Raw genomic sequence first — 21,284 nt, 5'->3', positions numbered from 1 at the left:
GACGATAAGTGATGTCAGGCGGCGGTCGGCAGGGCGTCGGTGGCGGGCTGCGGTTGCGGGGCGGGGTGGCGGTCGAGGTAGCGGGCGTGCTCGGCTTCGGCGTCGTAGCGCCACTGGTAGGGCGTGGCGGTCGTGTTGTGGTCGAGGGTGAAGTCGATGATCTGCTGTTCGAGGTCCTCGCGGCTCGTGAAGTCGCCGCGGCGTAGCAGCCTGCGGGTCAGTGCCCCGAACCACTGCTCCACCATGTTCAACCAGCTCGCGTGCTTGGGCGTGTAGGTCACCGTGAACCGGGGGTGCGCGGCGAACCAGGCCCGGGTCGCGGCCGAGGTGTGACTGGACCCGTTGTCGAGGATCAGGTGGATCCGCAGATCAGGGGCGGTGCACTGGTCGAGGGTGACCAGGATGTCGAGAAACGTCCGCGAGTCGTTGCGCCCGATGCGGTGCGCGAGGACCTGTCCGGTGAACACGTCCATCGCCGCGAGGATCGAGACGGTGCCGTGGCGGACGTACTCGAACTCGCGGCGCGCGTCGCGGCCCAGCCTGGCCGGGATCTCGGGATGCCTGCGGCTTTTGGCCTGGATCCCGGTCTTCTCGTCGACCGAGAGCAGCAGCGTGCCCTCGGCGGGCCCGTCGAGGTAGAGCCGACAGACCTCGCCGGCCTGCCGCCAGAAGTCGAGGTTGTCGGCCCGGTGCAGCCAGCCGCGGACCCGGTGCGGGCGGACCTCGGCCTCGGCCAGGACCCGCCCGACGGTCGCCGGCGAGACCCGCAGGCCGCGGCCGGCCAGATGGCCGGCCAGCGTCCGGTGCGTCCAGACGCTCGCCCCGGACGGCGGGAACGAGGTCGCGGTCGCCACGACCGCGAGCCTGGCCGACGGGCCATGCACCGGCGGGCGGCCCGGCCGTGGCCGGTCGAACAGGCCCGGGATCCCGCGCGCGGCGAACCGTGCCGGCCACACCCGGGCCGTCGGCAGCGAACAGCCCGACACCCGCGCGATCTCTGCGGGGCCCGCCCCACCGGCGGCGAGCAGCACGATCCGCGCCCGCCGCACGAGGCGCGCCTCGCTGCTACCCGCCGCGAGGATCTGGTCGATCTTCCTGCGCCGTTTGACGGTCATCGCCTCGGCGACCGTCCGCCGACCAGGGCCCATCAGCTGCTCACCGCTCCACAAGCCCCAGATCACAGGCCCGCGGGCCGCTCACCGGGGGCAGGCGGTGAGCCGCGGGCAGCGGCCCCTGGCAAACCGGCCACGGACGTGATCCCATCACGGCATCGGAGGCAGCCCACACTGGTGGCATGCCCGTACCGGCCAAACGCCTCAAGGACCTCGTCGAGGGGACTGTCGACCACCACGCCTCCCAGACCCACCCAACCCTGCAGGAGATCACGATCCGCTGGCGCGGCGGGTCCGGGTACCTGAGCGCCTGGGCCGGCGAGGGCGACGAACACGACGAACAGATCCGGCTCTGCCGGATCGAGTACCTCGGCGGCGACGCCTGGGCGTTCGCCCTCTACGACCCGGCCACCGAGAGCTACACCCCGGCCGTACTCGTCACCGGCAGCCGGATCGGATCGCCCACCGAGGCGTACGACACCGCCGCCCTCGTCCACCTCACCGACTACCAGAAGTAACGATCAATCCGGACGCTCACAGCAAGGAACTATTGAGGTGCTGCACTAGTGGTTGTCCCCGGATACCATGATCGCGAACTGCGTAGGGGGAACCGGCGTTCGCTGTCCAATGTGCACCTTTTATCTCTGCGCAACCGGCGATCATGACCGGCCAGTCGCGCGGCAGCGGCTGCGGATACCGACCAGGCGCGGCTGGTCGGCTCGGCTAGGTCGCGCCGGGCGGGCTGGAACGTCCTAGCTGGTGGCTGCCGGCCTGGTCGCGGCCCAGCAGAGGTCGGACCAGCCGGGCGGGGCGTCGTTGCCGAGGTAGTACCAGCCGGGCGGCAGGAATGTGCCCCAGAGGGGTGGCGATCCGGCGACGGTGGGGCCGAGGTCGTTCGGGATGAGGAAGGGCAGGGTGCCGGTGGCGCAACCGCCCCGGCCGGCGCGGAACAGCGGGTGGTGGGTGCTCGGGGGCTCCTGGCACAGGATCGCCGTCGTCGGCGGCCAGTAGAGGCCGGTCATCGCGTAGAAGCCGCCCTCGACCCGGGCGGCCCTTCCTGCCGCGGCCGGGCCGTCCGCCGGGATGTCGGTGCGGGCGCTGCCGGCGCAGTAAGGGCCCGGGGAGCCGCCGGCCAGGGCCGGCGTGGCCGGGCCGATGGTGGCTCCGCAGGACGCGGCGACGGCGGCGGCCACCGCGATCTCGGCGGCCCGGCGGCCCGTCCGGCTGCGATGGCGCGCGTCGGGCGGTGTGGCTGTCCCCTTATTCACGGAGTGTAATTTAGTGATCTCTATGGGACGTCATGGCCCGTCGAATGGGCATGTCGTCATCGAAATGTGGTCTCGATGTAACTAGACAGAAATCATTTCGCCGAATGGACGCGGCGGGTGACGTGCCCGAAGCTTGCTGTGTATCACCAGAGGAGGCGTCGGATGATCCGTCGGGTGCTGCTCGCGGCCTCGCGCAGCGCGCGAGCGCGCGAGCTCGTGGTCGCCACGCCGGTGACGCGCCGGGTCGTCGACCGGTTCGTAGCCGGTGAACGGCCGCTCGACGCGTTGGCGGTCGTCCGGGAGCTGGCCGGCGAGGGGATCCGCGCGACCGTCGACCGGCTCGGGGAACGGGGTGCCGACCTCGCCGACGCGCGGGAGGCGACGACCGCCTACCTGGGCCTGCTCGACCTCGCCGAGGACGCGGGGCTGGCCGGCGGGCTGGACGTGTCGGTCAAGCTCTCGGCGCTCGGCCGGCTGATCCCGTGCGGCGGATGGAAGATCTGCTACGAGAACGCGGCCGAGATCTGCGCCCGCGCAGCCGCGCTGGGCGCGACCGTCACCTTCGACGCCGAGGAGCACACCAGCGTCGAGCCGGCGCTGCGGCTGCTCGCCGACCTGCGTCGCGACCACCCGGCGACCGGGGCCGTGCTGCAGGCCTACCTGCGCCGCACCGAGGACGACTGCCGGCGGTTCGCCGTCGCCGGCGCGCGGGTGCGGCTGTGCAAGGGCGCCTACCGCGCGCCGCGCGACGTCGCCTGGACGCGGCGGCCCGAGGCCGACGCGGCGTACGCCCGCTGCCTGGGGATCCTGATGGCCGGCGACGGCTACCCGATGGTGGCCACCCACGACCCGAGCCTGCTGGCGCTGGCCGCGCGGCTGGCCGAGGAGCACGGACGGGCCGCCGGCAGCTTCGAATACCAGCTGCTGCACGGGATCCGCCCACACGAGCAGCTGCGCCTCGCCAGCAGCGGCGCCCAGGTCCGGGTCTACCTGCCGTACGGGCCCGACTGGTATCCGTACCTGCTGCGCCGGATGGCCGAGCGTCCCGCCAACCTCGCCCTCTTCCTGCGCGCGTTGCGCAGCCGCGCCTGAGCCGTCCGTTCCGGACGCGCCTCGATGCGGCGTCGGCAACCGGTTGAGCTCGCCGGTGCCGTCAGGTGGCGCCTCGCGCCCGACCGCGTTCGGCAGCCTGCCCGCTGACCTTCACGTCCGGGTCGCCCGAATGATGACCGGGGGCGACGTTTCCCGCCTATCGTGACCGCCATGCGAGGCGCTGACGGCGCGGCATCCGCCGCCGGTGCGAGTCCCCAGCTGTGTTGATCGTCGTCGCGCTCAGCCTCGTCGCCGCCTTCCTGTTCGCCTGCTCGGCCGTCCTGCAGCAGCACGCCGCGACGCGGCAGGACGGGCCGGGCTCGTCCGCGCTCGCCCGGGCGGTCCCGGGCGTCGGCCTGCTGCTCGCGCTGGTCCGGGACCCGTGGTGGCTGGCCGGCTGGGGAACCAACGTCTGCGGGTTCGTCGTCGAGGCCTCGGCACTGTACCTGGGCTCGGTGTCGATCGTGCAGCCGCTGGTCGTCACCCAGCTGTTGTTCGCCCTGTCCCTCGGCACCCGCCGGTCGGGCCGGGGGATGCCGGCCGGCGCCTGGTGCTCGGCGGGCGCGGTGTGCGCGGGGCTCGCCGTCCTGCTGGTCGTGCACGGCCGGCCGCCGGTGGACGAGCGGCTCGACGACCGCCGGCTGCTCGCCATGATCGTGGTGCTCGTCGCCGCGGCGGCGGCGCTCCTCGCCACCTCGGCCTCGCTGGGCCGACGGCTGGCCGCGCGGGCCGGGCTGCTCGGGGTCGCCTCCGGGTTCTGCTTCGCCCTGACCGCGGTGCTGCTGAAGCGCTCGGCCGGCCTGCTCGTCGACGCCGGCCCGGCCGCGCTGCTCCGCGGCTGGTACCTCTACGCGCTGGTCACCTCGATGCTGTGCGGCATGGCCACCGGCCAGACGGCGTTCGCGACCGGGCCGTTCGCCGCCGCGATCACGGGCATGAACATCACCAACCCGGTGGTGTCCTACGTGCTGGCCGTGCTCGTCTACGGCGTGCCCGCGCCGACGGGCGCCCCCCGGCTGGCCGGCGTGGCGCTCGCCGGCGTGCTGGTCGCCATCGGCGTCGCGGGCCTCGCCCGCGGCATCCCCCCAAGCCATCACCTCGGGGAGGAGCTCTTCGCCGGGTCAGGCGTCGCGGCGGACCAGCGTGTAGGCCGCGGCGCCGAGGCCGACGGCGAGCCAGACCAGCAGCACGATCAGGCCCGCGAGCGGCGGGAGCACTTCGTCGCCGGGCGCCCTGGTGATGGTCACCAGGGCCTGGCCGGCGCCGTCGGGGATGTACTCGTGGATGCGGGACCAGCGGCCAGGCAGGAAGTTCGTGATGATCGGCACCACGAAGACCAGGCCGAGCAGGCTCGCGATCGAGCCGCCGGTGCTGCGTAGCAGCGTTCCGAGCGCGAGGCCGAGCAGGCCGATCGCCGTCACGAAGAACGCGGCACCGAACAGCACCCGTACGGCGCCCGGGTAGCCGAGGCCCACGCCGATGTGCTTGTGGGCGAAGATCGCCTGCCCGGTGAAGAACGCGACGAGCACCGCGATGAACGCGACCGCGAAGCTCGTCACCGCGAACACGGCGGCCTTGGCGAACAGCACCCGCAGCCGGCGGGGAACCGAGCCGAGCGAGGTGCGGATCATCCCGGTCGAGTACTCACCGGTGATCAGCAGCACGCCGAGCACACCGATCGCGATCTGCGAGAAGTAGGCCCCGGTCAGGCTCTGCAGCACCGGCTGGAACGTGATCTTGTCCTGCGGGCTGGCCTTGTCCCAGTGCGCGACGACCGCCCAGCAGATCAGGTCACCGAGGCCCACCGTCACGACGAACGCAGCCAGCAGCGTCCAGACGGTGGAGCGCAGCGACGTCAGCTTGGTCCATTCGGACCGCACCACCCGCGGGATCGTCACCCGCGCGGTCCGGTGGAAATCAACCGGGGCGCGGACGCCCGCGACCGGCGCCGCGACGGGGGACGCCTCAGGCGTGGCGGTCATGCCTGTCCTTCCAGCGGGATGACTAACGCGTGCGGGTGGCGCCGGCCGTCAGGCGTCGCGCCGCAGGAGCACGAAGGTGGCCGAGCCGAGGCCGACGGCGAGCCAGACCAGCAGGACGACGAAGCCGCCCAGCGGGGACAGCAGGTCGCTGCCGCGATCACCGATGGTCACGAGCGCGCCGCCGGCGTTGTTGGGGATGAACTTCTGGATGTCGCCCCAGCGGCCGGGCAGGAAGCTGGTCACGATCGGAACCACGAAGATCAGGCCGAGCAGGGCGGCGATCGAGCCGCCGGTGCTGCGGATCAGGGTGCCGAGCGCGATCCCGAGCAGGCCGATCGTCATGACGAAGAACGCCCCGCCGAGCAGCACCCGCACCACGCTCGGGTCCCCGATCGAGACGCCGGCGTGGATCTGGTTAAGGATCGCCTGGCCGCCGAAGAACGCGACGAGGATCGCGGCCAGTGAGACGACGTAGGTCGTCACCCCGAACACGATCGCCTTGGCCGCCAGCATCGGCGCCCGGTGCGGGATGGCACCCAGCGAGGTGCGGATCATCCCGGTCGAGTACTCGCCGGTGATCAGCAGCACGCCGAGCACGCCGACGGCGATCTGCGAGAAGTACCCGCCGACCAGGCTCGTCATCACCGGGTCTTTGAGGTCGTCGGGGTTCGCGGAGTGGTGGAAGTCCGCGACGGTGATCGCGCTGATGAGCAGGCCGAACCCGATCGTGACCACGACGGCGGCCAGCAGCGTCCACACGGTCGAGCGCAACGAGGTCAGCTTCGTCCACTCGGACCGCAGGATCCGGGGGAGAGTGACCTTGGCCGTCCCGTGGAAGCCGGCGCCCCGGACGGTGGCCGGGCCGGCGTCGGCGGTACTGGCGGTCACGCGTGGGCTCCCGTGGAGGTGGCGGCCGAGACGCGCTGCCCCGGCGGCTGGCCGTGGGTGTACTCGACGGCGTCCTTGGTGATGTCCATGAACGCGTCCTCGAGCGAGACCTGGCGTGGGGTGAGCTCGTAGACCGGGACGCTCGCGGCGAACGCGGCCTCGCCGATCTGCTGGGCCGTCAGGCCGTTGACGTCGAGCGTGTCCAGGCCGCTGGTGGTGACGGTGACGCCGTCACGGGCGAGCACCTCGCCGAGCCGGGCCGCCTCGGGCGACCGGACGTGCACCAGGTCGCCCGAAGCCTGCCGGATGAAGTCCTCGACGGTGGTGTTCGCGATGAGCCTGCCGCGGCCGACGACGATGAGGTGGGTGGCGGTCAGCGCCATCTCGCTCATCAGGTGGGACGAGACGAAGATGGTCCGGCCCTCGGCGGCGAGCGCCTGCAGGAGGGTGCGGATCCAGCGGATGCCCTCGGGGTCGAGGCCGTTCACCGGCTCGTCGAGGATCAGCACGCCCGGGTCGCCGAGCATCGCCGAGGCGATGCCCAGCCGCTGGCCCATGCCGAGGGAGAAGCCGCCGACCCGCTTGCCGGCGACCTCGGTGAGCCCGACGAGGCCGAGCACCTCTTCGACGCGGCGGCGCGGGATGCCGTGGGTCTGGGCGACCGCGAGCAGGTGCTTGTAGGCCGACCGGCCGGTGTGCACGGCCTTGGCCTCCAGCAGCACGCCGACCTCGCACAGCGGCGCGGCGAAGTCGCGGTAGGCCTTGCCGTTGACGGTGATCGTGCCCTTCGTGGGCCGGTCGAGGCCGATCGCCATCCGCATCGTCGTGGACTTGCCGGCACCGTTGGGGCCGAGGAACCCGGTGACGACGCCGGGCTGGACGGTGATCGTCAGGTCGTCCACCGCCGTCTTGCTGCCGTACCGCTTCGTCAGGCCACGCGCCTCGATCATCCGGCCACCTCGGTCTTCCGTCCCCTCAACGCATTGCGATTCGAACGGCGTAGCGGTTCGAACGGTTGCCCGTCCCGTCCACCTTAGGACCACATCGCCGCGGCTCCGGCGGCGCCGGGTTGCGACAGGCCGACGATGACATGGCCATCCGATGACGCCGCGTCGGCACCGGAGCGCCCGGGTGCGCCCCTGGCGGCGGTGCGGTCTGGGTTATCGCCGCGTCACCACAGGTCAGCGGCCCGGTGGGTGCCGGCCCGCGGCGGCCGGCGCCGCGCCGCCGCGGGCCGGGCCCGCCGAGGCCTGTCAGGAACTCGACAGCTCGGCCGTGCCGGGCTCCGGGCCGGGCCGGGCCGCGAATCGGGCAGGCGTCCGAGGGCGAATCGGGCAGCTGCCCGATGCCGGAGGCCCCGTCCGACGGTGATCGTGGGTTACGCGACGACAGCACCGAGATACGCGCCGGGTGGCGCGAGAGGACGTGACCAGCATGTGGTCCTGGCAGATCATGGAAGCGGCCGGGCGGGAGCACACCGAGGACCTGCGGCGGGCCTCCACCGCGGCCCGGGAGGCCCGCGCGGCCCGGGAGGCCCGCGCGGCCCGGGAGGCCCGGGAGGCCCGGGAGGCCCGGGAGGCCGACGACGCCCCGGCGCGCCGGCCGCCCGCGCTCGGCCCCGACGACGTGTACCCCGACGATCCGGAGTCCGACCGGGCCGGGCGGGGACGGTCGGCGAGCCGGCGCCGGGGCTGAGCCTCGCGGACCCGGCTTCGCCAACCGGAAAAAACGAGTGGAGTTGTCACACCTTGAGGCCAGACTAGAGGGCATGACCCCACTGGCCAGCCCCGTGTTCGTGGGCCGCGCTGCCGAGCTCGGCCGGCTCGACGACGCGTTGCGCCGGGCCGAGGCTGGCGAGGGGGCGGCCGTCATCGTCGGCGGCGAGGCCGGCGTCGGCAAGACCCGCCTCGTCGAGGAGCTGATCGCCCGGGCGGGCGAGGCCCGGCACACCGTGCTGATCGGCGGCTGTGTCGAGCTGGAGGGCGACGGGCTGCCGTTGGCGCCGGTGGTCGAGGCGCTGCGTGGGCTGGCCCGCCAGCTCGGGCCAGACGGCCTGGTCGGGCTCGTCGGCGACCGGCGCGACGAGCTGGCCCGGCTGCTGCCGGAGCTGGGCCGCGGCGCGCCGCCGGCGCCCGGTGAGGACGCGCACAGCTCCGGGCGGCTGTTCGACCTGGTACTCGGCCTGCTGGAGGCGCTCGCCGCCGCCCGGCCGGTCCTGTTCGTGATCGAGGACCTGCACTGGGCGGACCAGTCCACCCGGGCGCTCGCCGCGTTCCTGCTGCGCAACGTGCGCGGCTCCCGGGTGACGCTGGTGCTCACCTACCGGGCCGACGGGGTCGGCCCCGGCCACCCGCTGCGGACCTTCCTGGCCGAGGCCGAGCGGCTGCGCTGGGCCGCGCCGTCGGGGCGGGAGCGGACGCGCTGGGTCGATCGGGTCGAGCTGGACCGGTTCGGCCGCGGTGAGGTCGCGGAGCTGGTCGGCGCGATCCTGGGCGCCGCCGCGCCGGACGGCCTGGTCGACGACATCCTGGCCTGCTCGGACGGCAACGCCTTCTTCGTGGAGGAGGTCGTCGCCGCCTCCCAGACCGGCAGCCTCGGGGTCGTGATCAGCCCCACCCTGCGAGACGCGCTGCTCGCCCGGGTCGACGCGCTGCCGGCCGCGACGCGCGACCTGCTGCGGGTCGCGGCGGCCGGCGGCCAGCGGGTCGACCACCGGCTGCTCGCCGTGGTCGCCGGGCTGTCGGACGAGCAGGTCTGGGAGGCGCTGCGGACGGCCGTCTCCGCGGGGGTGCTGCTGGTCGACCAGGGCGCGGGCGGCTACGCGTTCCGGCACGCGCTGACCCGCGACGCGTTGCACCACGACGGTCTGCCGGGTGAGGGCATGCACCTGCACCGCCGCTACGCGCAGGCGGTCGAGGCGGACCCGTCCCTGGTCGGTGGCCCGGCCCAGGCCGCGGCGACGGTGGCCTATCACTGGTACTCGGCCCACGAGCACGTCCGGGCCCTGCCCGCGCTGCTGCACGCGGCCGAGGCCGCCGAATGCTCCTACGCCTACGCCGAGGCGCTGCGCCACTACGAGCGGGCGCTCGCGAGCTGGGACGAGGTGGCGGACCCGGGCGCGCTGACCGGCAAGGACCGCCTCGCCATCCTGGAGGCCGCGATCCTGGCCGCGCGGACCGCCGGCGAGCTGCGCCGCGAGGACGAGCTGCTGGCCAGGGCGCGGGTCGAGGCCAGCCGGCTCGGCGACCCGGTGCGGCTCGCGCTGGTGCTGACCGAGCAGAGCAAGTTGCAGCGCAAGCTGGGCCGCTCCGACGGCGTGCCCGAGGCGCAGGAGGCGGTCCGGCTGGTGCCGGCGGACCCGCCGACGCCGGCGCGCGCCACGGTGCTCGTCGCCCTGGGCAAGGCGTTCTCGACGGTGCCGCGGCGGGCCGCCGGCCAGGCCGCGATGGACGAGGCGCTCGCCGTCGCCCGGGCGACCGGGGCCCGCCGGGCCGAGGCGTCGGCGCTGCTGATCTCGGACTGCCTGGCCGCGGTCTGGAGCGAGCCGGTGGACGCGCGCCGCGGCCGGGAGATCGCCGTCGAGCTGGGCGCCGACGACCTGATTCTCGCGAGCTACACCATCGAGTCCGACACCTGGCTGGGTGCCTGCCGGTTCGACGAGGCGATCCTCGTCGGCGAGGAGGGCCTGCGCCTGGCCAGGCGGCTCGGCCAGGAGCGGGCCAGCATGATCATCGCGGGCAACGTGGTGGAGGCCATGATCGGCGCGGGCCGCTGGGCCGACGCCGAACGGATGCTGGCCCAGCAGGCGGAGCTGGTGCCGGTCGGCATCAACGCGATGTTCCTGAGCGGGCTGCGCGGCGAGGTCGCCCTCGTCCGGGACCGGCTCGACGAGGCCGCCGCCGCGCTGGCCACGGCCGACAGCCTGCGTGCGAAGCGGTTCGTCGACTGTCAGTACGTGCTGCCGTCGACCCGGCTGTGGGCCGAGCTGGAGCTGCGGCGCGGCGACCCCGGTGCGGTGCCCGCCCGGGTGCTCGAGACGCTCGCGCAGTTCGAGCTGCCGGACGTGGTGCGTTACGTCGCGCCGCTGCTGGCTGCCGGCATGGCGGCGGCCGCCGAGGCCGCGGTCGTCGCCAGGGTCCGCCGCGACGCCGAGGGGCTGCGGCGGGCGCTCGACGGCGCCAGCCAGCTCGCCGAGATCGCCGCCCAGCTGCCGTTCGAGCGCTACCCCAGCGGCGAGGCCTACCGCGCGACGGTCGCCGGTGAGCTGGCCAGGGCGCAGGGCGGCGGGGATCCGGGCGCCTGGGCGAGCGCGGCGAAGACCTGGGGCGCGCTCGGGGTGACCTACCAGCGCGCCTGCGCGCTGCGTGGCCTGGCCGAGTCGCTGCTCGCTGTCGGCGACCGGGCCGCGGCCGCGGCCGAGCTGCGCGGTTCCGCGGCGATCGCCGACGAGCTGGGCGCCCACCTGCTGCGCCGGGAGCTGGCCGAGCTCGCCGTCGCCGCCCGGGTCGTGCTGTCTGGCCCGGTAGATCGGGGCGAGGGGCTGGCGGCCGGGGAGACCGGAGGGCAGTCCTGCGCCGGGGACGAGCTGCCGCTCGGCCTGACCGCTCGGGAGCTGGAGGTGCTCCGGCTCGTCGCGGCGGGCAGCTCCAACCCGCAGATCGCCTCGGCGCTGTTCATCAGCCGCAAGACGGCGAGCACGCACGTCTCGAACATCCTCGGCAAGCTCGGCGTCGCCACCCGCGGCGAGGCGGCCGCGGTCGCCCACCGGCTTCACCTGTTCGACCGGGTCCGGTCCAGCGCCGTGTGACGCCGCGGCCGGCCCGTGACCGAGCCGGTGGGCCGCTCCCGCGGGCTCAGTCCAGCGGGCCCCAGGCGGTCAGCCGGGGCGGCCGAGTGGGCGTGAGCGTTCCCGCCCGGCGCGGCCCGTTCGCCGCGGGCGCCGGGCGGCGCGGGACGGGCACCTCGACGACGTCGACGTCGACCGCGCCGAACCCGTAGGCGGTGCGGGCGCCGACCCCCGCGTAGGCGGCGAACCGGGTGAGCGCGGTGAACATCGTGGCGATGTAGTCGGACGTGGCCGCCAGCAGCCGCAGGTCGGCCTGGCCGACGAAACCGGTCTGGCGCAGGCCATGGCCCAGCTCGACGTCGGCGCTCGCGCCCCACATCCCGTCGAGGTAGACGGCGTCGACGAGCGCCCGGGCGTCGTCCGCGCCGATCCGCAGTGGGCCGGGCGCGTAGCTGTTCCACCGGGCCAGCAGGCCCCGGATCACCAGCGCCGGGTCCGGCAGCGGCAGGTCGCGGCCGTCCCGGGCGAAGAAGGTCGGGGTGGTCATCGTCAGCCGGGCGTGCCGGGCCGGTGTTCCCTGCGCCAGCTCGGCGTAGGACCGGCGGCGCAGCTCGGCGCCGAGCACGGTCCGGACCTGGGAGCCGAACCGGGCCTCGGCCGGTGGCCAGCCCGGTGGCAGCGCGTCGTCGTCCAGCCAGCCCAGCCGCCAGGACGCCCCGAGCACGGCGCGCGGGACCTCGGAGCGGTCCGTGTTCCGCTGGCCGGCGCCGCCGCGGTCCGCGTCCGGCTGAACAGGCGCGTTGCCGGCCTGGGGAATCTCCGGCCGGGTGTCCTCGACGGCGACCGGCACGACGGCGGCCACGCTGAAGGGGCGGGCCTGGGTGAGCGCCTCGGCGGCGCTCGGCTCGCAGATCGCGCTGGCCGCGCCGAGCAGCCAGCGTGGGGCGATGTCCGGAATGGCGCCCGCCAACCGGAGAACAAGCATCGACGGCATCCGGGCCTCCGCCATCGGTCCCGCACGGTCGGCGACCGGCCCTCTACGATCCGTCGCCCCGCAGGCGGGGAGCGTAGCCGACCGCGTCGTCGACGCTGTGGTCGGGGTCACCGTGAGAAGACATCGAAACCGATTTTCAAAGGAGAACGACCGTTTCGTCCCACTGGGCGGTTAGCGGCCCCAAAGAAAGGCTATAGGCCGAAATTTAACCAGCGACGACGGCTCCGTTACGGCCGCCCGACGGGGTCACCGGAATCAGTAGTGGATCACAGGTTCGCGGCCGATCAGGTCGGCGTAGTCGCCCGGCAGCTGGGCCGCGACGTCCTCGAACTCCGACGGCGAGACGCTCGCCTTCAGCGCGGCCACGACCGCGCGGGCGTGGCGACGAGCCTTGGGCGCCGTGCACGAGTCGCCCTCCATCGCGGCGACCCGCCGGTAGAACTCGTTCACGTCGAACCGCTCGCCGGCGCCGACCGGCGGGAGGGCCTCGGCGAACGCGGCGGGCAGCTGGGCGGCGAGGTCTCGGGTCTCGCCGCCGGAGAGCCGCTCCCCGAGGACCGTGAGGGTGGCTCGGGCCGCCATCTCGGCCTGGCTCCCCGACACGAAGCCACCGGTCGCGCGGATCGCGGACACAAGCTCGTCCTGCTTCATGCTTGGCACCCTCTCGGCTCGCGGACCTGGCCCCGCGTCCGCCTGGCCCGGAGCCGACAACTAAGGGCCATCCCCGCGGCCTCGGGGACAAAACCCCAGGCCACGGCGCCGTCAGCCGGTCAGATAGCCGGCGCGGGCGAGGTAGGCCAGCAGGGCGTCGGCCGCCTCGGCGGCGGTGGCCGGACCGACGATCGTGGGGGGCTCGTGCGCGACGAGCGCGCCGGTCAGGGCCAGCAGCCGGTCCCGGGGCGTCGCGCCGGCCGGCGGCTCGACCACCCGGGTACGCGGCCGGTACGCGCGGACAGACTCGACCAGGACCGCGCCCGCCGCGCCGGCCGGTTCGACCACCGGGACCGCCGCGTCACCGGTCGCGAGCAGCGCTGGCAGCGACGCGCGCCGCAGCCGGACGCCGGCCGCCTCGGCCGAGCAGACCGCCGGCGTCGGAATCCGCAGCCGCTCGCGGCGCCCCTCGTCGAGCCGGCGCTCACCGAGCAGCCGGAGCTCGCCGGGCGCCTGGGCCTCCCCGGGAAGCTGGGGCTCGTTCGGGCGCTCGACGCGCAGGTCGACGAGGCCGAGTGCCTGCGCGGCGCCGAGGGCGTGCGCGAGCTGCGCGGGCAGCGCGCCGGTGCCGCGGTCGGGGGAGTGGCCGCCGCAGAGCACCAGCGCGGGCTCCCCGACCGTCCTGATCGCGTCGACCAGCGCGGCGGCCAGCGCGCGGGTGTCGCCGGCCACGTCCGCGAGGTAGCCGGCCGCCGGGCCGAACGGCTCGGGGTCCCGGTGGTCGGGCCCGCCATGACCGTGCGCCGGGCCGCTGTGGGTGGGGCCGCCGTGCGCCGCGGGATCGGCGGGCGGCCAGGCGACCCGCAGCGTCAGGGCGCCGAGCGCCGCGGCGGCGTGCAGTGCCGCGGCCGCGATCGGCGGCCCGGCGGCGAGTGCCAGCACCCGGCCCGACCAGGCCGCGGCGATCGTCAGTGCCCGCTCCAGGGCCGCCTCGTCCGCGGCCGACAGCCCCGCCCCGTGCGCGGACTGGGTCAGCGCGCCGGTCAGCGGGTCGACCTCGGGCCGCAGGTCGGCCACCCGCAGGCAGACCACGACCAGCGGCTCATCGGCAGCGCCGCCCTGGGCCGGCACCAGGGCCAGCGCGGCCGCGGGGAGGTCGGACGGTTCGTTCGTGTGCACGTTCATCCCTCAGCCCTGGCGGAAGACGACGCCATGGCCGCCGTCGGGGTAGGTCCAGGTGATCGCGCCCTCGCCGTCGCAGACCAGGTAGCAGGTGCCGCACTCGAAGCACTGCTCGTAGTTGAACAGGATGCCGCCGTCGGACGTCGGGGCGAACAGGTTCGCCGGGCAGGCCGTGACGCAGGCCCGGGTGGTGCACGACCGGCAGACGTCGGAGTCGACGACGATGTGCGCCCGCTCGGCGACCCGGAAGTCCACCGTCGCCATCCGGTCGTCGAACGCGAGGTCGCCGTACCGCTGGCCCGCCGCGGCGGCTGGCGGGTCCGCCGGGGCGGGGGCCGCCACGGTCGTCGGGGCCAGCGGGGTCGGTGCCGGGACGGCCGGGCGTACCGCCGGCGCGGCCGCGGGGACGGCGCCCGCGTCGGCCGCCGCGGCCTTTCGGAACCCGAAGCGGCTCAACGGAACACCCTTCCGATCTTCATTCCGTCGCTGGCGAGCTCGCGCAGGCTCACGCCGTTGCGCTTCGCCGCGCGGCGCAGCAGGGCGAGCGCGCCCGGCTTCGGCTGCGGGTTCGTGACCGTGAACAGGCTCTCGACCAGGTCGGCCATCAGGCCCGGGTAGCGACGCTGGATCCGCTCCGAGAGGATGATCTCCGGCGCGTCGCGCAGCCGCTTGTGGTCGGCCAGGACGAACTGTTTCTCCAGCTGGGCGCGGTAGGCGCCGAGCCGCTTCTTCGACGCGTCGCCCGCCGCGGCGGCCTCGGCGGCGACCCTGCCCGCGACCAGCCCGGAGCCGAGCGCGAAGTTCACGCCCTCCAGCCAGATGCCGGCGGCCAGGGTCATCCCGGCTGCGTCGCCGGCGACGAGCAGCCCGTCAAGGGCGAGTGGCGGCATGTGGTCGTAGCCGCCCTCCGGGATCAGGTGCGCCGCGTACTCCTTGACTGTCGCGCCGCGCAGGTAGGGCGCGATCGCCGGATGCGCCTTCAGGCCGGCGATGATCTCCTCGGGCCGCACCTTCGCGGCGGCCAGCCCCGGCAGGGCGAGCACCGCGCCGATGCTGACCGTGTCGCTGTTCGTGTAGAGGAAACCACCGCCCGGGATGCCGCGGGTGTTGCCGAGCATCTCGATGTCGAGGCCCTCGAGGCCGCGCAGGCCGAACCGCTCGTCGATGACCTCGCGCCCCAGCGACAGGACCTCCTTGACGCCCAGCGTGTGGTGCGTCGGGTCGGCCTTCGGCAGCAGGCCGGACTCCTTGGCCAGGAAGGAGTTGACGCCGTCGGCCGCGATGACGACCTTGGCCCGCAGCTCGCCGTCGGCGCGGTCGGTGCGCACGCCGACGACCCTGCCGGCCGCGTCGCGCAGCAGCCCGGTCGCGACCGTCGAGGTGACCAGCCGGGCCCCGGCCGCCGTCGCCTTGGCGGCGAGCCAGCTGTCGAAGTCGGCCCGGTAGGCGGTCATGCCGTTGTAGGGCGGGCCGGCCCAGGCCTGGGTGCGGAAGTCGACGGTGAGTGCCTGGGTCGGGGTGAGGATCATGGTGGAGCGGCGGACCACCCAGCGCTCGACCGGCACCTCCTCCCACCAGCCCGGCAGCACCTCGTCGAGGATCCGGCCGTAGATGACGCCGCCGTAGACGTTCTTCGACCCGGGGAACGGGCCGCGCTCCAGCAGGACCACCGAGGCGCCCGCGCGGGCCGCCGTCAGCGCCGCCGCCGCGCCGGCCGGGCCGGCGCCGACGACGATCACGTCGACGTCGGGCGCCTGGTCGGCGACGGGCGAGCCCGGGGTGTTCCCCGGCCCCGCGTGCCAGGGCCGCGCGCCGGCGCCGGGCAGCTGCTCGTCAGGCACTCGTGGCCTCCCCACGCGGGTCGGGAACGGCGGCGGCGTCGACGCCGGCCGGGAGCGGGACGCCGAGCCGGCGGGCCAGCTCGGCGAGCAGGCCGCCCGCGTCGGTGACCAGGCCGAGGTCGGCCATCGATGTCATCGGGCAGCTCGGGTCGGTGTTGACGGACACGACGTGGCCGGGTGCGCCCAGGCCGCCGGTGTGCTGGCTCGCGCCGGAGACCCCGAAGGCCAGGTACAGCTCCGGGTCGAGGGTGACGCCGGTGGTGCCGATCTGGCGGTCGTAGCTCATCCAGCCGGCGTCGGTGACGACCCGGGTCGCCCCGGCCGAGGCCCCGAGCGCCGCGGCGACACCGGCGAGCAGCTCGAACGCCGCGGCCGGGGCCACGTTCGCGAGCGCGCCGGTCCGGGCGACGAGCCCGGCGCCGCCGCCGAGCACGCGCCGCGCCTCGCCGAGGTCCATCGTCGCCGGGTCCGGCTCCAGCACCTCCAGCACCTCGACGTCGAGAGTCCCGCACGGGGCCGGCGGGAGGGTGACGGCCGCCGGGCCGCCGGCCGGCTGCGCCGGGATCGTGGCCGGGCCGGGAGCCTGCGCCAGGCCGTCGTAGACGGCCCGGGCACCGGGCAGCAACGTGGCGACGGCCGGCGCGGCGCAGGTCGCCGTCGCGAGCAGCCGCCCGTCGATCCGGGCCAGCTCGGCGCGGACCTCGCCGTCGGGGGAACAGGCCACCGCGACGGCACCGGCCAGCAGCGGCACGTCGAGCACGGCCGCCAGCCGTGGCGCGAGGTCGCGCCCGTCGGCGGACGCGGGCAGCACGAGGAGATCCGCGGCCGCGAGCAGCTGTGCGAGCGACCCGGCCAGGGCGCCGGCCCGCAGCCCCAGCCCGGTGTCGGCCCACCAGACCTCGGTCGCGGGCCCGCCCCCGGTGGCCCGGTGCAGCGCCGCGGCTGCCTCGGCGGCCCCGGAGCCGACGACGAGCGCCCGTCCGCCGGCCTCCGCCGCGGCCTCGGCGCCGCCCGGCGGCACCGCGCCGCCACGGGCCACCACGACCGCGACGGTTCCTGCGATGGCGGGCGCGGCCGCCTCACCAGCCGCCGCCGTGGCCGGCGTTGCTGCCGGGTCGGTGGAGCCGGTCTGGCTGGTCTGCAGCTCGGTCTCGGAGATCATCTCCGTCATTGTGCCCTCGTTCACAGCGTCCCGAGTTCGCTCCGTCGCTTCACTCATCGCCCCCCCGTTCGTCGCATCCGCGCCGAACGGGGATCCCTGCTCGCGGCCGTCCTCCGGGGTTCCTGCGGGATCGGCGAAGCCGATCTCGGAGGTCCGCCTCGGACGACCACTCCGCTCGCTCACTCCCGGGGTGCCTGGCCGATCGGCGGAGCCGATCGGGTAGGTCCGGCTCACAGGCTCACCGCCGCGCGCTGGCCCTCGACCACGGCGGCGTGGGCGCGGCGGGGCGACAGGCAGTCGCCGACGCGCGCAAGGGTGAAGGGCAGCTCGCCGGCCGCGCGCAGCGCCCTGTACAGGGCGTCCTCGGCGCGCTGGTGCACGGCGCAGACCACCCAGTCGACCTCGCGGGTCTGGTCGGTGCCGGTCGGGTGGTGCTGCAGGTTGAGCACCACGCCCGCGCCGTCGCCGGCCGGCGCCGCGCCCATCGGGACCAGGTCGGTGGCCTGGGTGACGCCCCGGGCCGCCGCCTTGACGTTCCACTGCTCCATGTCCAGGGTGACGCCCAGGTCCTGGCCGACAACCATGCCGTTGGTGATCACCTCGACCTGGCAGCCGCGGTCGGCGAGCAGCTCGGCGACCGACGTCGCCTGGTGGAAGCCCAGCTCGTCGATGACGACGACCTTTCCTGTCGGCGCCGCCCGGCCTTCGAGCACGTCCCGGACGTCGACGACCCGGCGGTCCGGGCCTGACCCCGCCTCGCCGGCCCACCACGGCGGGTTCGGCGCGGCCCCGGTCGCGAGGATCACCGCGTCCGGCTGCTCCGCCAGCAGCAGGCCCGCGTCGACCTCGGTGGACAGCTTCACGTCGACGCCGACCCGCTGCGCGTGCGCGATCAGGTTGCGGACGATGTCGAGGAACTCGGCCCGGCTCGGCACGCTGGCCGCGAGCTGGACCTGGCCGCCGAGCCGGTCGGAGCGCTCGAAGAGGGTGACGTGATGGCCGCGCTCGGCGGCGCTGACGGCGGCCTGCAGCCCACCGGGGCCGCCGCCGACGACGAGCACCCGCTGGCCGCGCCGGCGCGGCGCCGGCAGCGGGACGGCCTCCCGGCCGGTCCGCGGGTTCTCGATGCAGCCGAGCCAGCGGTTCAGGCCCATCCGCCCGACGCACTCCTGGTTGCAGGACAGGCAGGTGCGGATCTCGGTGGCGTGCCCGGCCCGGGCCTTGGCGACGAAGTCCGCGTCGGCGATCTGGCCGCGGACCACGCCGATCAGGTCCGCCTGGCCGGCGGCCAGCGCCCGGTCGGCCTGCAGCGGGTCCTTGAACCGGCCGACCCCGACCACCGGCAGGCTCACCGCGGCCCGGATCGCGCTCGGGATGAACATCGCGTAGCCCGGCGGCACCTGCATGCTCGCCTCGATCATGTAGAGCGTGGCGGTGGCGACGCCGATCGAGGTGTTGATGTAGTCGACCTTGCCGGACTCCTCGACCATCCGCGCGATCTCGACGGCGTCGGAGATGGTGGTGCCGCCCTCGATCAGCTCGTCGCCGCAGATCCGGACGCCGAGCACCAGCTCGCGCCCGATCGCGGCGCGGACCGCGTCGACGATCTCCAGCAGCAGCCGCGCCCGGTTGGCCAGCGACCCGCCGTAGGAGCCGGTCCGCTTGTTCGTCGCGGGGGACAGGAAGCCGCGCACGATCGACGAGTGCGAGCACTGCAGCTCGATCCCGTCGAAACCGCCGGCCGCGCAGTGCTCGGCGACCTGCCCGTAGCCGGCGACGACCGCGCGGATCTCGTGCGGCTCCAGCGCCTTGGGGACCTCGCGGAACAGCGGGTCGGGCACCGGGCTCGGCGCCCAGACCGGCTGGCGGGAGAACATCGACGACGCCTGGCCGCCGTTGTGGTTGATCTGCGCGAGGATCGGCGTGCCGTGCGCGTGGACCGCGTCGGTGATCCGCCGGTAGCCGGGGATGACGGCCGGGTTGAAGCCGTGGATGAGCTTCTCGTACGGCCAGTCGGTCGGGTGGGTCGAGTGCTCCTCGGTGATGATCAGCCCCGCGCCGCCGGCCGCGCGCGCCGCGTAGTAGGCGGCGTGCTGCTCGGTGGGCAGCCCGTCGGCGGCGTAGTTCGTCAGGTGGGCCGAGAAGACGACCCGGTTGCGAACCGTCAGTGGGCCGATCCGCAGCGGGCTGAACAGGTACTGGTACCGCGAGGTCGCACTCATCGGGCCCCTCCCGCGCTCGCCGCGGCCAGCGGCACGGTGCGGGCCGGGGCCCGCCTGGCGACGTCGAATGCCCGGCGCCGGCCTTCCAGCACGGCCTCCAGCGCGGTGCGCGGGGCGACACAGTCGCCGGCCCGGGGGGTACCGGGGCGAGCCAGGTAGAGCGCCTCGTCGGGCAGCCGGTGGCCGCAGTCGACGAGAGCGGCGCAGGGGATCTCGCGGCGGGCACCGGTCCAGACGTCCTCCAGCACCACGTGGCCGTCGCCGATCTCGCGGACCAGCGCGCGCAGCTCGCGGCGCACGCTGGCCTGCGCGAGCCGGGTGTTCGCCGGGGCGAGGTCGCCGGTCAGCGACAGCAGCGTGCCGGCGACCTGGTCGGGCGCCACGAGGGCGACCTCACGGCCGGCCGCGGCCAGCCACTCGGCGATCCCGACCGCCACCGGCCCGCCAACCGGGTCGTGCACGACGACCGGCCCGGCCACCAGCAGGTCGGGACCGGCGGCCAGCAGGCTCAGCGCGTCGACGACCTGGGGTGCGAAGGCGTCCGCCGTCGCCGGGTAGTCCCGGTCCGCGGCCACCGAGCCGGTGGCGAGGACGACGGCCTGACCGGCGGCCTCGGCCGCGTCCAGCTCGGCCGCGGTCACCGTCCGGCCCAGCTCGACGGCGACCCCCAGCCGCGCGCACTCGGCGGCCAGCCAGTCGACCAGCAGCACGAGCCGGTCGCGGCCGGGGCCGACCGCGGCCGTGCGCAGTGCGCCGCCCAGCCGCTCGCCGGCCTCGGCCAGGGTCACGGTGTGCCCACGCCCGGCGAGCACCCGGGCGGCCTCCAGGCCGGCGGGGCCGCCGCCGACGACCAGCACCGCGCGCGGCCGGGGGTCGGCGCCCTCGACCGGCGCGTCCTCGGTCTCGTGGCCGCTGCGCGGCTCGCCGACGCAGGACACGATCGGGTTGCGGTTGTCGCGGACCCGGCAGGCCTGGTTGCACAGCAGGCAGGGCCGGACCCGCTCGGGCGTGCCGGCCCGGGCCTTCGCGACCAGCTCCGGATCGGCGATCTGCGCCCGGGTCATCTCCACCAGGTCGGCGACGCCGTCCGCCAGCGCGGCCTCGGCGGCGTCGACGTCGACGACGCTGCCCTGCAGCGCCACCGCGACCCGGCCGGCCGCCGTCGCGCGGATGGCCGCGCACAGGTCGCGGTTGAACGTCGGCGCGGTGTGCGCCGTCGGCCGGTAGGCGGCCGTCGAGTACGGCCCGCCGCGGACCACGACCAGCAGGTCGAGCAGGCCGAGACCGGCCAGCGCGTCGGCCTGCTCGGCCGCCTGCTCGGGCGTCACCCCGGCCCAGGGCGCCAGCTCGTCACAGCTCAGCCGCAGGGCGAGCACCTTCTCGGCGCCGATCGCGGCCCGGACGGCGGTCAGCACCTCGCGGGTGAGCCGCAGCCGGTCGGCGTAGCCGTCGCCGCGGTGGTTGGTCAGCCCGGAGTGGAACTGGCGCAGCAGCGCGAGTGGGCCGGCGTCGATCTCCACGCCGGCCAGGCCCGCCTCGACGGCGAGCGACGCGCCGGCGGCGAAGCCGGCCACGATGGCGTCGATGCCGTCCTGCTCCAGCTCGGCGGGAAGCTCCCGGCTGGCCGCGTCCGCGACCGGCGACGGCGCCCACAGCACCGACTGCGAGTAGGCGCTCGACCCCTGCCCACCCGCGTGGCCGAGCCCGGCCAGCACGACGGTGCCATAGGGCCGGACCGCTTCGGCCAGCGCCGCCCAGCCGGGCCCGCAGTCGGCCGCCAGCGGCGCCCGCTCGTACGGCCAGTCGTCCGCGGTGACGGACGCCGTCTCGGTGACGATCACCCCGGCGCCACCGGCCGCCCGGCGGGCGTAGTAGGCGACGTGCCGGTCGGAGATGTCGCGCCGGCGGGCCAGGTTCGTCTCGTGCGGGCCGAACAGGACCCGCGACGGCGCCTGGTGGCCGCGCAGCGTCAGCGGCGCCCCGAGCGCCGGGCCGGCCGGCTCGCGGGAGCCCGTCGCCGCGGCGGGATCACCGTCGATCGCGGTCATAGGTTGGCCATACCGTGTGTCCGTCCGCCTCGCAATGGGGTTGGTCGCCAGCCGGC

General features: G+C 75.2%; 17 protein-coding genes and 1 pseudogene. 5 read left to right on the top strand and 13 right to left on the bottom strand.

What is annotated here, in order from left to right; translation table 11 throughout:
• Nucleotides 1–14: 14 nt before the first annotated feature.
• Nucleotides 15–1,148, bottom strand: coding sequence for an IS630 family transposase (locus FRADC12_RS01550; protein ID WP_045878932.1), 1,134 nt, complete (start codon nucleotides 1,146–1,148; stop codon nucleotides 15–17).
• Nucleotides 1,149–1,294: 146 nt separating this feature from the next.
• Between FRADC12_RS01550 and FRADC12_RS01545 the strand changes: the two genes are divergently transcribed.
• The gene (locus tag FRADC12_RS01545; RefSeq protein WP_045875263.1) at nucleotides 1,295–1,630 is read left to right on the top strand and encodes a hypothetical protein; all 336 of its coding nucleotides are present in this window, start codon (nucleotides 1,295–1,297) and stop codon (nucleotides 1,628–1,630) included.
• Between the two features lie 234 nt (nucleotides 1,631–1,864).
• Here the strand turns inward: FRADC12_RS01545 and FRADC12_RS01540 are convergent, their stop codons facing one another.
• Complete coding sequence (locus FRADC12_RS01540) at nucleotides 1,865–2,380, bottom strand: hypothetical protein (protein ID WP_232303542.1); 516 nt, start codon at nucleotides 2,378–2,380, stop codon at nucleotides 1,865–1,867.
• Nucleotides 2,381–2,542: 162 nt separating this feature from the next.
• Here FRADC12_RS01540 and FRADC12_RS01535 point away from each other — a divergent pair, with 162 nt between their 5' ends.
• Entirely contained in the window at nucleotides 2,543–3,472 is a 930-nt protein-coding gene (locus FRADC12_RS01535; protein WP_045875262.1) for a proline dehydrogenase family protein, read from the top strand.
• A 221-nt stretch (nucleotides 3,473–3,693) separates the two neighbouring features.
• Nucleotides 3,694–4,491: pseudogene (locus FRADC12_RS01530) on the top strand (DMT family transporter); the annotation flags it as partial.
• Between the two features lie 102 nt (nucleotides 4,492–4,593).
• On the opposite strand, the gene FRADC12_RS01525 reads toward FRADC12_RS01530, so the two are convergent.
• The 3 genes from FRADC12_RS01525 to FRADC12_RS01515 are packed head-to-tail and all read right to left on the bottom strand — an operon-like array spanning nucleotide 4,594 to nucleotide 7,292.
• Nucleotides 4,594–5,454: an ABC-2 transporter permease family protein gene (locus FRADC12_RS01525; RefSeq protein ID WP_045875261.1), complete on the bottom strand. Its 861-nt coding sequence runs from the start codon at nucleotides 5,452–5,454 to the stop codon at nucleotides 4,594–4,596.
• Between the two features lie 48 nt (nucleotides 5,455–5,502).
• Entirely contained in the window at nucleotides 5,503–6,342 is an 840-nt protein-coding gene (locus FRADC12_RS01520) for an ABC-2 transporter permease (RefSeq protein WP_045875260.1), read from the bottom strand.
• Entirely contained in the window at nucleotides 6,339–7,292 is a 954-nt protein-coding gene (locus tag FRADC12_RS01515; RefSeq protein WP_045875259.1) for an ABC transporter ATP-binding protein, read from the bottom strand. The genes FRADC12_RS01520 and FRADC12_RS01515 overlap by 4 nt, the downstream gene beginning before the upstream one ends.
• A gap of 460 nt (nucleotides 7,293–7,752) precedes the next feature.
• Between FRADC12_RS01515 and FRADC12_RS01510 the strand changes: the two genes are divergently transcribed.
• Together FRADC12_RS01510 and FRADC12_RS01505 are read left to right on the top strand one after the other, a co-directional pair.
• Complete coding sequence (locus FRADC12_RS01510) at nucleotides 7,753–8,037, top strand: hypothetical protein (protein WP_157488663.1); 285 nt, start codon at nucleotides 7,753–7,755, stop codon at nucleotides 8,035–8,037.
• A gap of 73 nt (nucleotides 8,038–8,110) precedes the next feature.
• A complete protein-coding gene (locus tag FRADC12_RS01505) occupies nucleotides 8,111–11,149 on the top strand; it encodes a helix-turn-helix transcriptional regulator (protein ID WP_045875257.1) in 3,039 nt (1,012 codons plus the stop codon).
• Nucleotides 11,150–11,195: 46 nt separating this feature from the next.
• On the opposite strand, the gene cas6 is transcribed toward FRADC12_RS01505, so the two are convergent.
• From cas6 to FRADC12_RS01465, 8 genes are all read right to left on the bottom strand, one after another.
• A complete protein-coding gene (gene cas6, locus FRADC12_RS01500) occupies nucleotides 11,196–12,122 on the bottom strand; it encodes a CRISPR system precrRNA processing endoribonuclease RAMP protein Cas6 (RefSeq protein ID WP_045878929.1) in 927 nt (308 codons plus the stop codon).
• 255 nt (nucleotides 12,123–12,377) lie between these two features.
• Nucleotides 12,378–12,773 carry a DUF2267 domain-containing protein gene (locus FRADC12_RS01495; RefSeq protein ID WP_045875256.1) on the bottom strand — a complete coding sequence of 132 codons (396 nt, stop codon included), beginning with the start codon at nucleotides 12,771–12,773 and terminating at the stop codon, nucleotides 12,378–12,380.
• A gap of 111 nt (nucleotides 12,774–12,884) precedes the next feature.
• Entirely contained in the window at nucleotides 12,885–13,958 is a 1,074-nt protein-coding gene (locus FRADC12_RS01490) for a mycofactocin-associated electron transfer flavoprotein beta subunit (protein ID WP_045875255.1), read from the bottom strand.
• A 3-nt stretch (nucleotides 13,959–13,961) separates the two neighbouring features.
• Nucleotides 13,962–14,411, bottom strand: coding sequence for a ferredoxin family protein (locus FRADC12_RS34740; RefSeq protein ID WP_198152751.1), 450 nt, complete (start codon nucleotides 14,409–14,411; stop codon nucleotides 13,962–13,964).
• Complete coding sequence (locus FRADC12_RS01480) at nucleotides 14,408–15,796, bottom strand: FAD-dependent oxidoreductase (RefSeq protein WP_232303541.1); 1,389 nt, start codon at nucleotides 15,794–15,796, stop codon at nucleotides 14,408–14,410. Before FRADC12_RS01480 ends, FRADC12_RS34740 begins: the two co-directional genes overlap by 4 nt.
• The gene (locus FRADC12_RS01475) at nucleotides 15,789–16,967 is read right to left on the bottom strand and encodes a mycofactocin-associated electron transfer flavoprotein alpha subunit (protein ID WP_232303540.1); all 1,179 of its coding nucleotides are present in this window, start codon (nucleotides 16,965–16,967) and stop codon (nucleotides 15,789–15,791) included. Before FRADC12_RS01475 ends, FRADC12_RS01480 begins: the two co-directional genes overlap by 8 nt.
• 221 nt (nucleotides 16,968–17,188) lie before the next feature.
• Nucleotides 17,189–19,180, bottom strand: a complete 1,992-nt coding sequence (locus tag FRADC12_RS01470; RefSeq protein WP_045875254.1) for a mycofactocin system FadH/OYE family oxidoreductase 2 — start codon at nucleotides 19,178–19,180, stop codon at nucleotides 17,189–17,191.
• Nucleotides 19,177–21,228, bottom strand: coding sequence for a mycofactocin system FadH/OYE family oxidoreductase 1 (locus FRADC12_RS01465; protein WP_052710629.1), 2,052 nt, complete (start codon nucleotides 21,226–21,228; stop codon nucleotides 19,177–19,179). Before FRADC12_RS01465 ends, FRADC12_RS01470 begins: the two co-directional genes overlap by 4 nt.
• Nucleotides 21,229–21,284: the final 56 nt, after the last annotated feature.

The sequence above is a fragment of the Pseudofrankia sp. DC12 genome (assembly GCF_000966285.1).
Lineage (GTDB): Bacteria > Actinomycetota > Actinomycetes > Frankiales > Frankiaceae > Pseudofrankia.
The sequence above is the reverse complement of the archived record's forward strand: the minus strand, read 5'-3'. Positions and strand labels throughout refer to the sequence as shown.

Bases quoted from the DNA above. Each gene is read 5' to 3' on its own strand.
- FRADC12_RS01550 (WP_045878932.1), bottom strand. From the start codon at position 1,148: ATGGGCCCTGGTCGGCGGACGGTCGCCGAGGCGATGACCGTCAAACGG.
- FRADC12_RS01545 (WP_045875263.1), top strand. From the start codon at position 1,295: ATGCCCGTACCGGCCAAACGCCTCAAGGACCTCGTCGAGGGGACTGTC.
- FRADC12_RS01535 (WP_045875262.1), top strand. From the start codon at position 2,543: ATGATCCGTCGGGTGCTGCTCGCGGCCTCGCGCAGCGCGCGAGCGCGC.
- FRADC12_RS01525 (WP_045875261.1), bottom strand. From the start codon at position 5,454: ATGACCGCCACGCCTGAGGCGTCCCCCGTCGCGGCGCCGGTCGCGGGC.
- FRADC12_RS01515 (WP_045875259.1), bottom strand. From the start codon at position 7,292: ATGATCGAGGCGCGTGGCCTGACGAAGCGGTACGGCAGCAAGACGGCG.
- FRADC12_RS01505 (WP_045875257.1), top strand. From the start codon at position 8,111: ATGACCCCACTGGCCAGCCCCGTGTTCGTGGGCCGCGCTGCCGAGCTC.
- cas6 (WP_045878929.1), bottom strand. From the start codon at position 12,122: ATGCCGTCGATGCTTGTTCTCCGGTTGGCGGGCGCCATTCCGGACATC.
- FRADC12_RS01495 (WP_045875256.1), bottom strand. From the start codon at position 12,773: ATGAAGCAGGACGAGCTTGTGTCCGCGATCCGCGCGACCGGTGGCTTC.
- FRADC12_RS01490 (WP_045875255.1), bottom strand. From the start codon at position 13,958: ATGAACGTGCACACGAACGAACCGTCCGACCTCCCCGCGGCCGCGCTG.
- FRADC12_RS01475 (WP_232303540.1), bottom strand. From the start codon at position 16,967: ATGACGGAGATGATCTCCGAGACCGAGCTGCAGACCAGCCAGACCGGC.
- FRADC12_RS01470 (WP_045875254.1), bottom strand. From the start codon at position 19,180: ATGAGTGCGACCTCGCGGTACCAGTACCTGTTCAGCCCGCTGCGGATC.
- FRADC12_RS01465 (WP_052710629.1), bottom strand. From the start codon at position 21,228: ATGACCGCGATCGACGGTGATCCCGCCGCGGCGACGGGCTCCCGCGAG.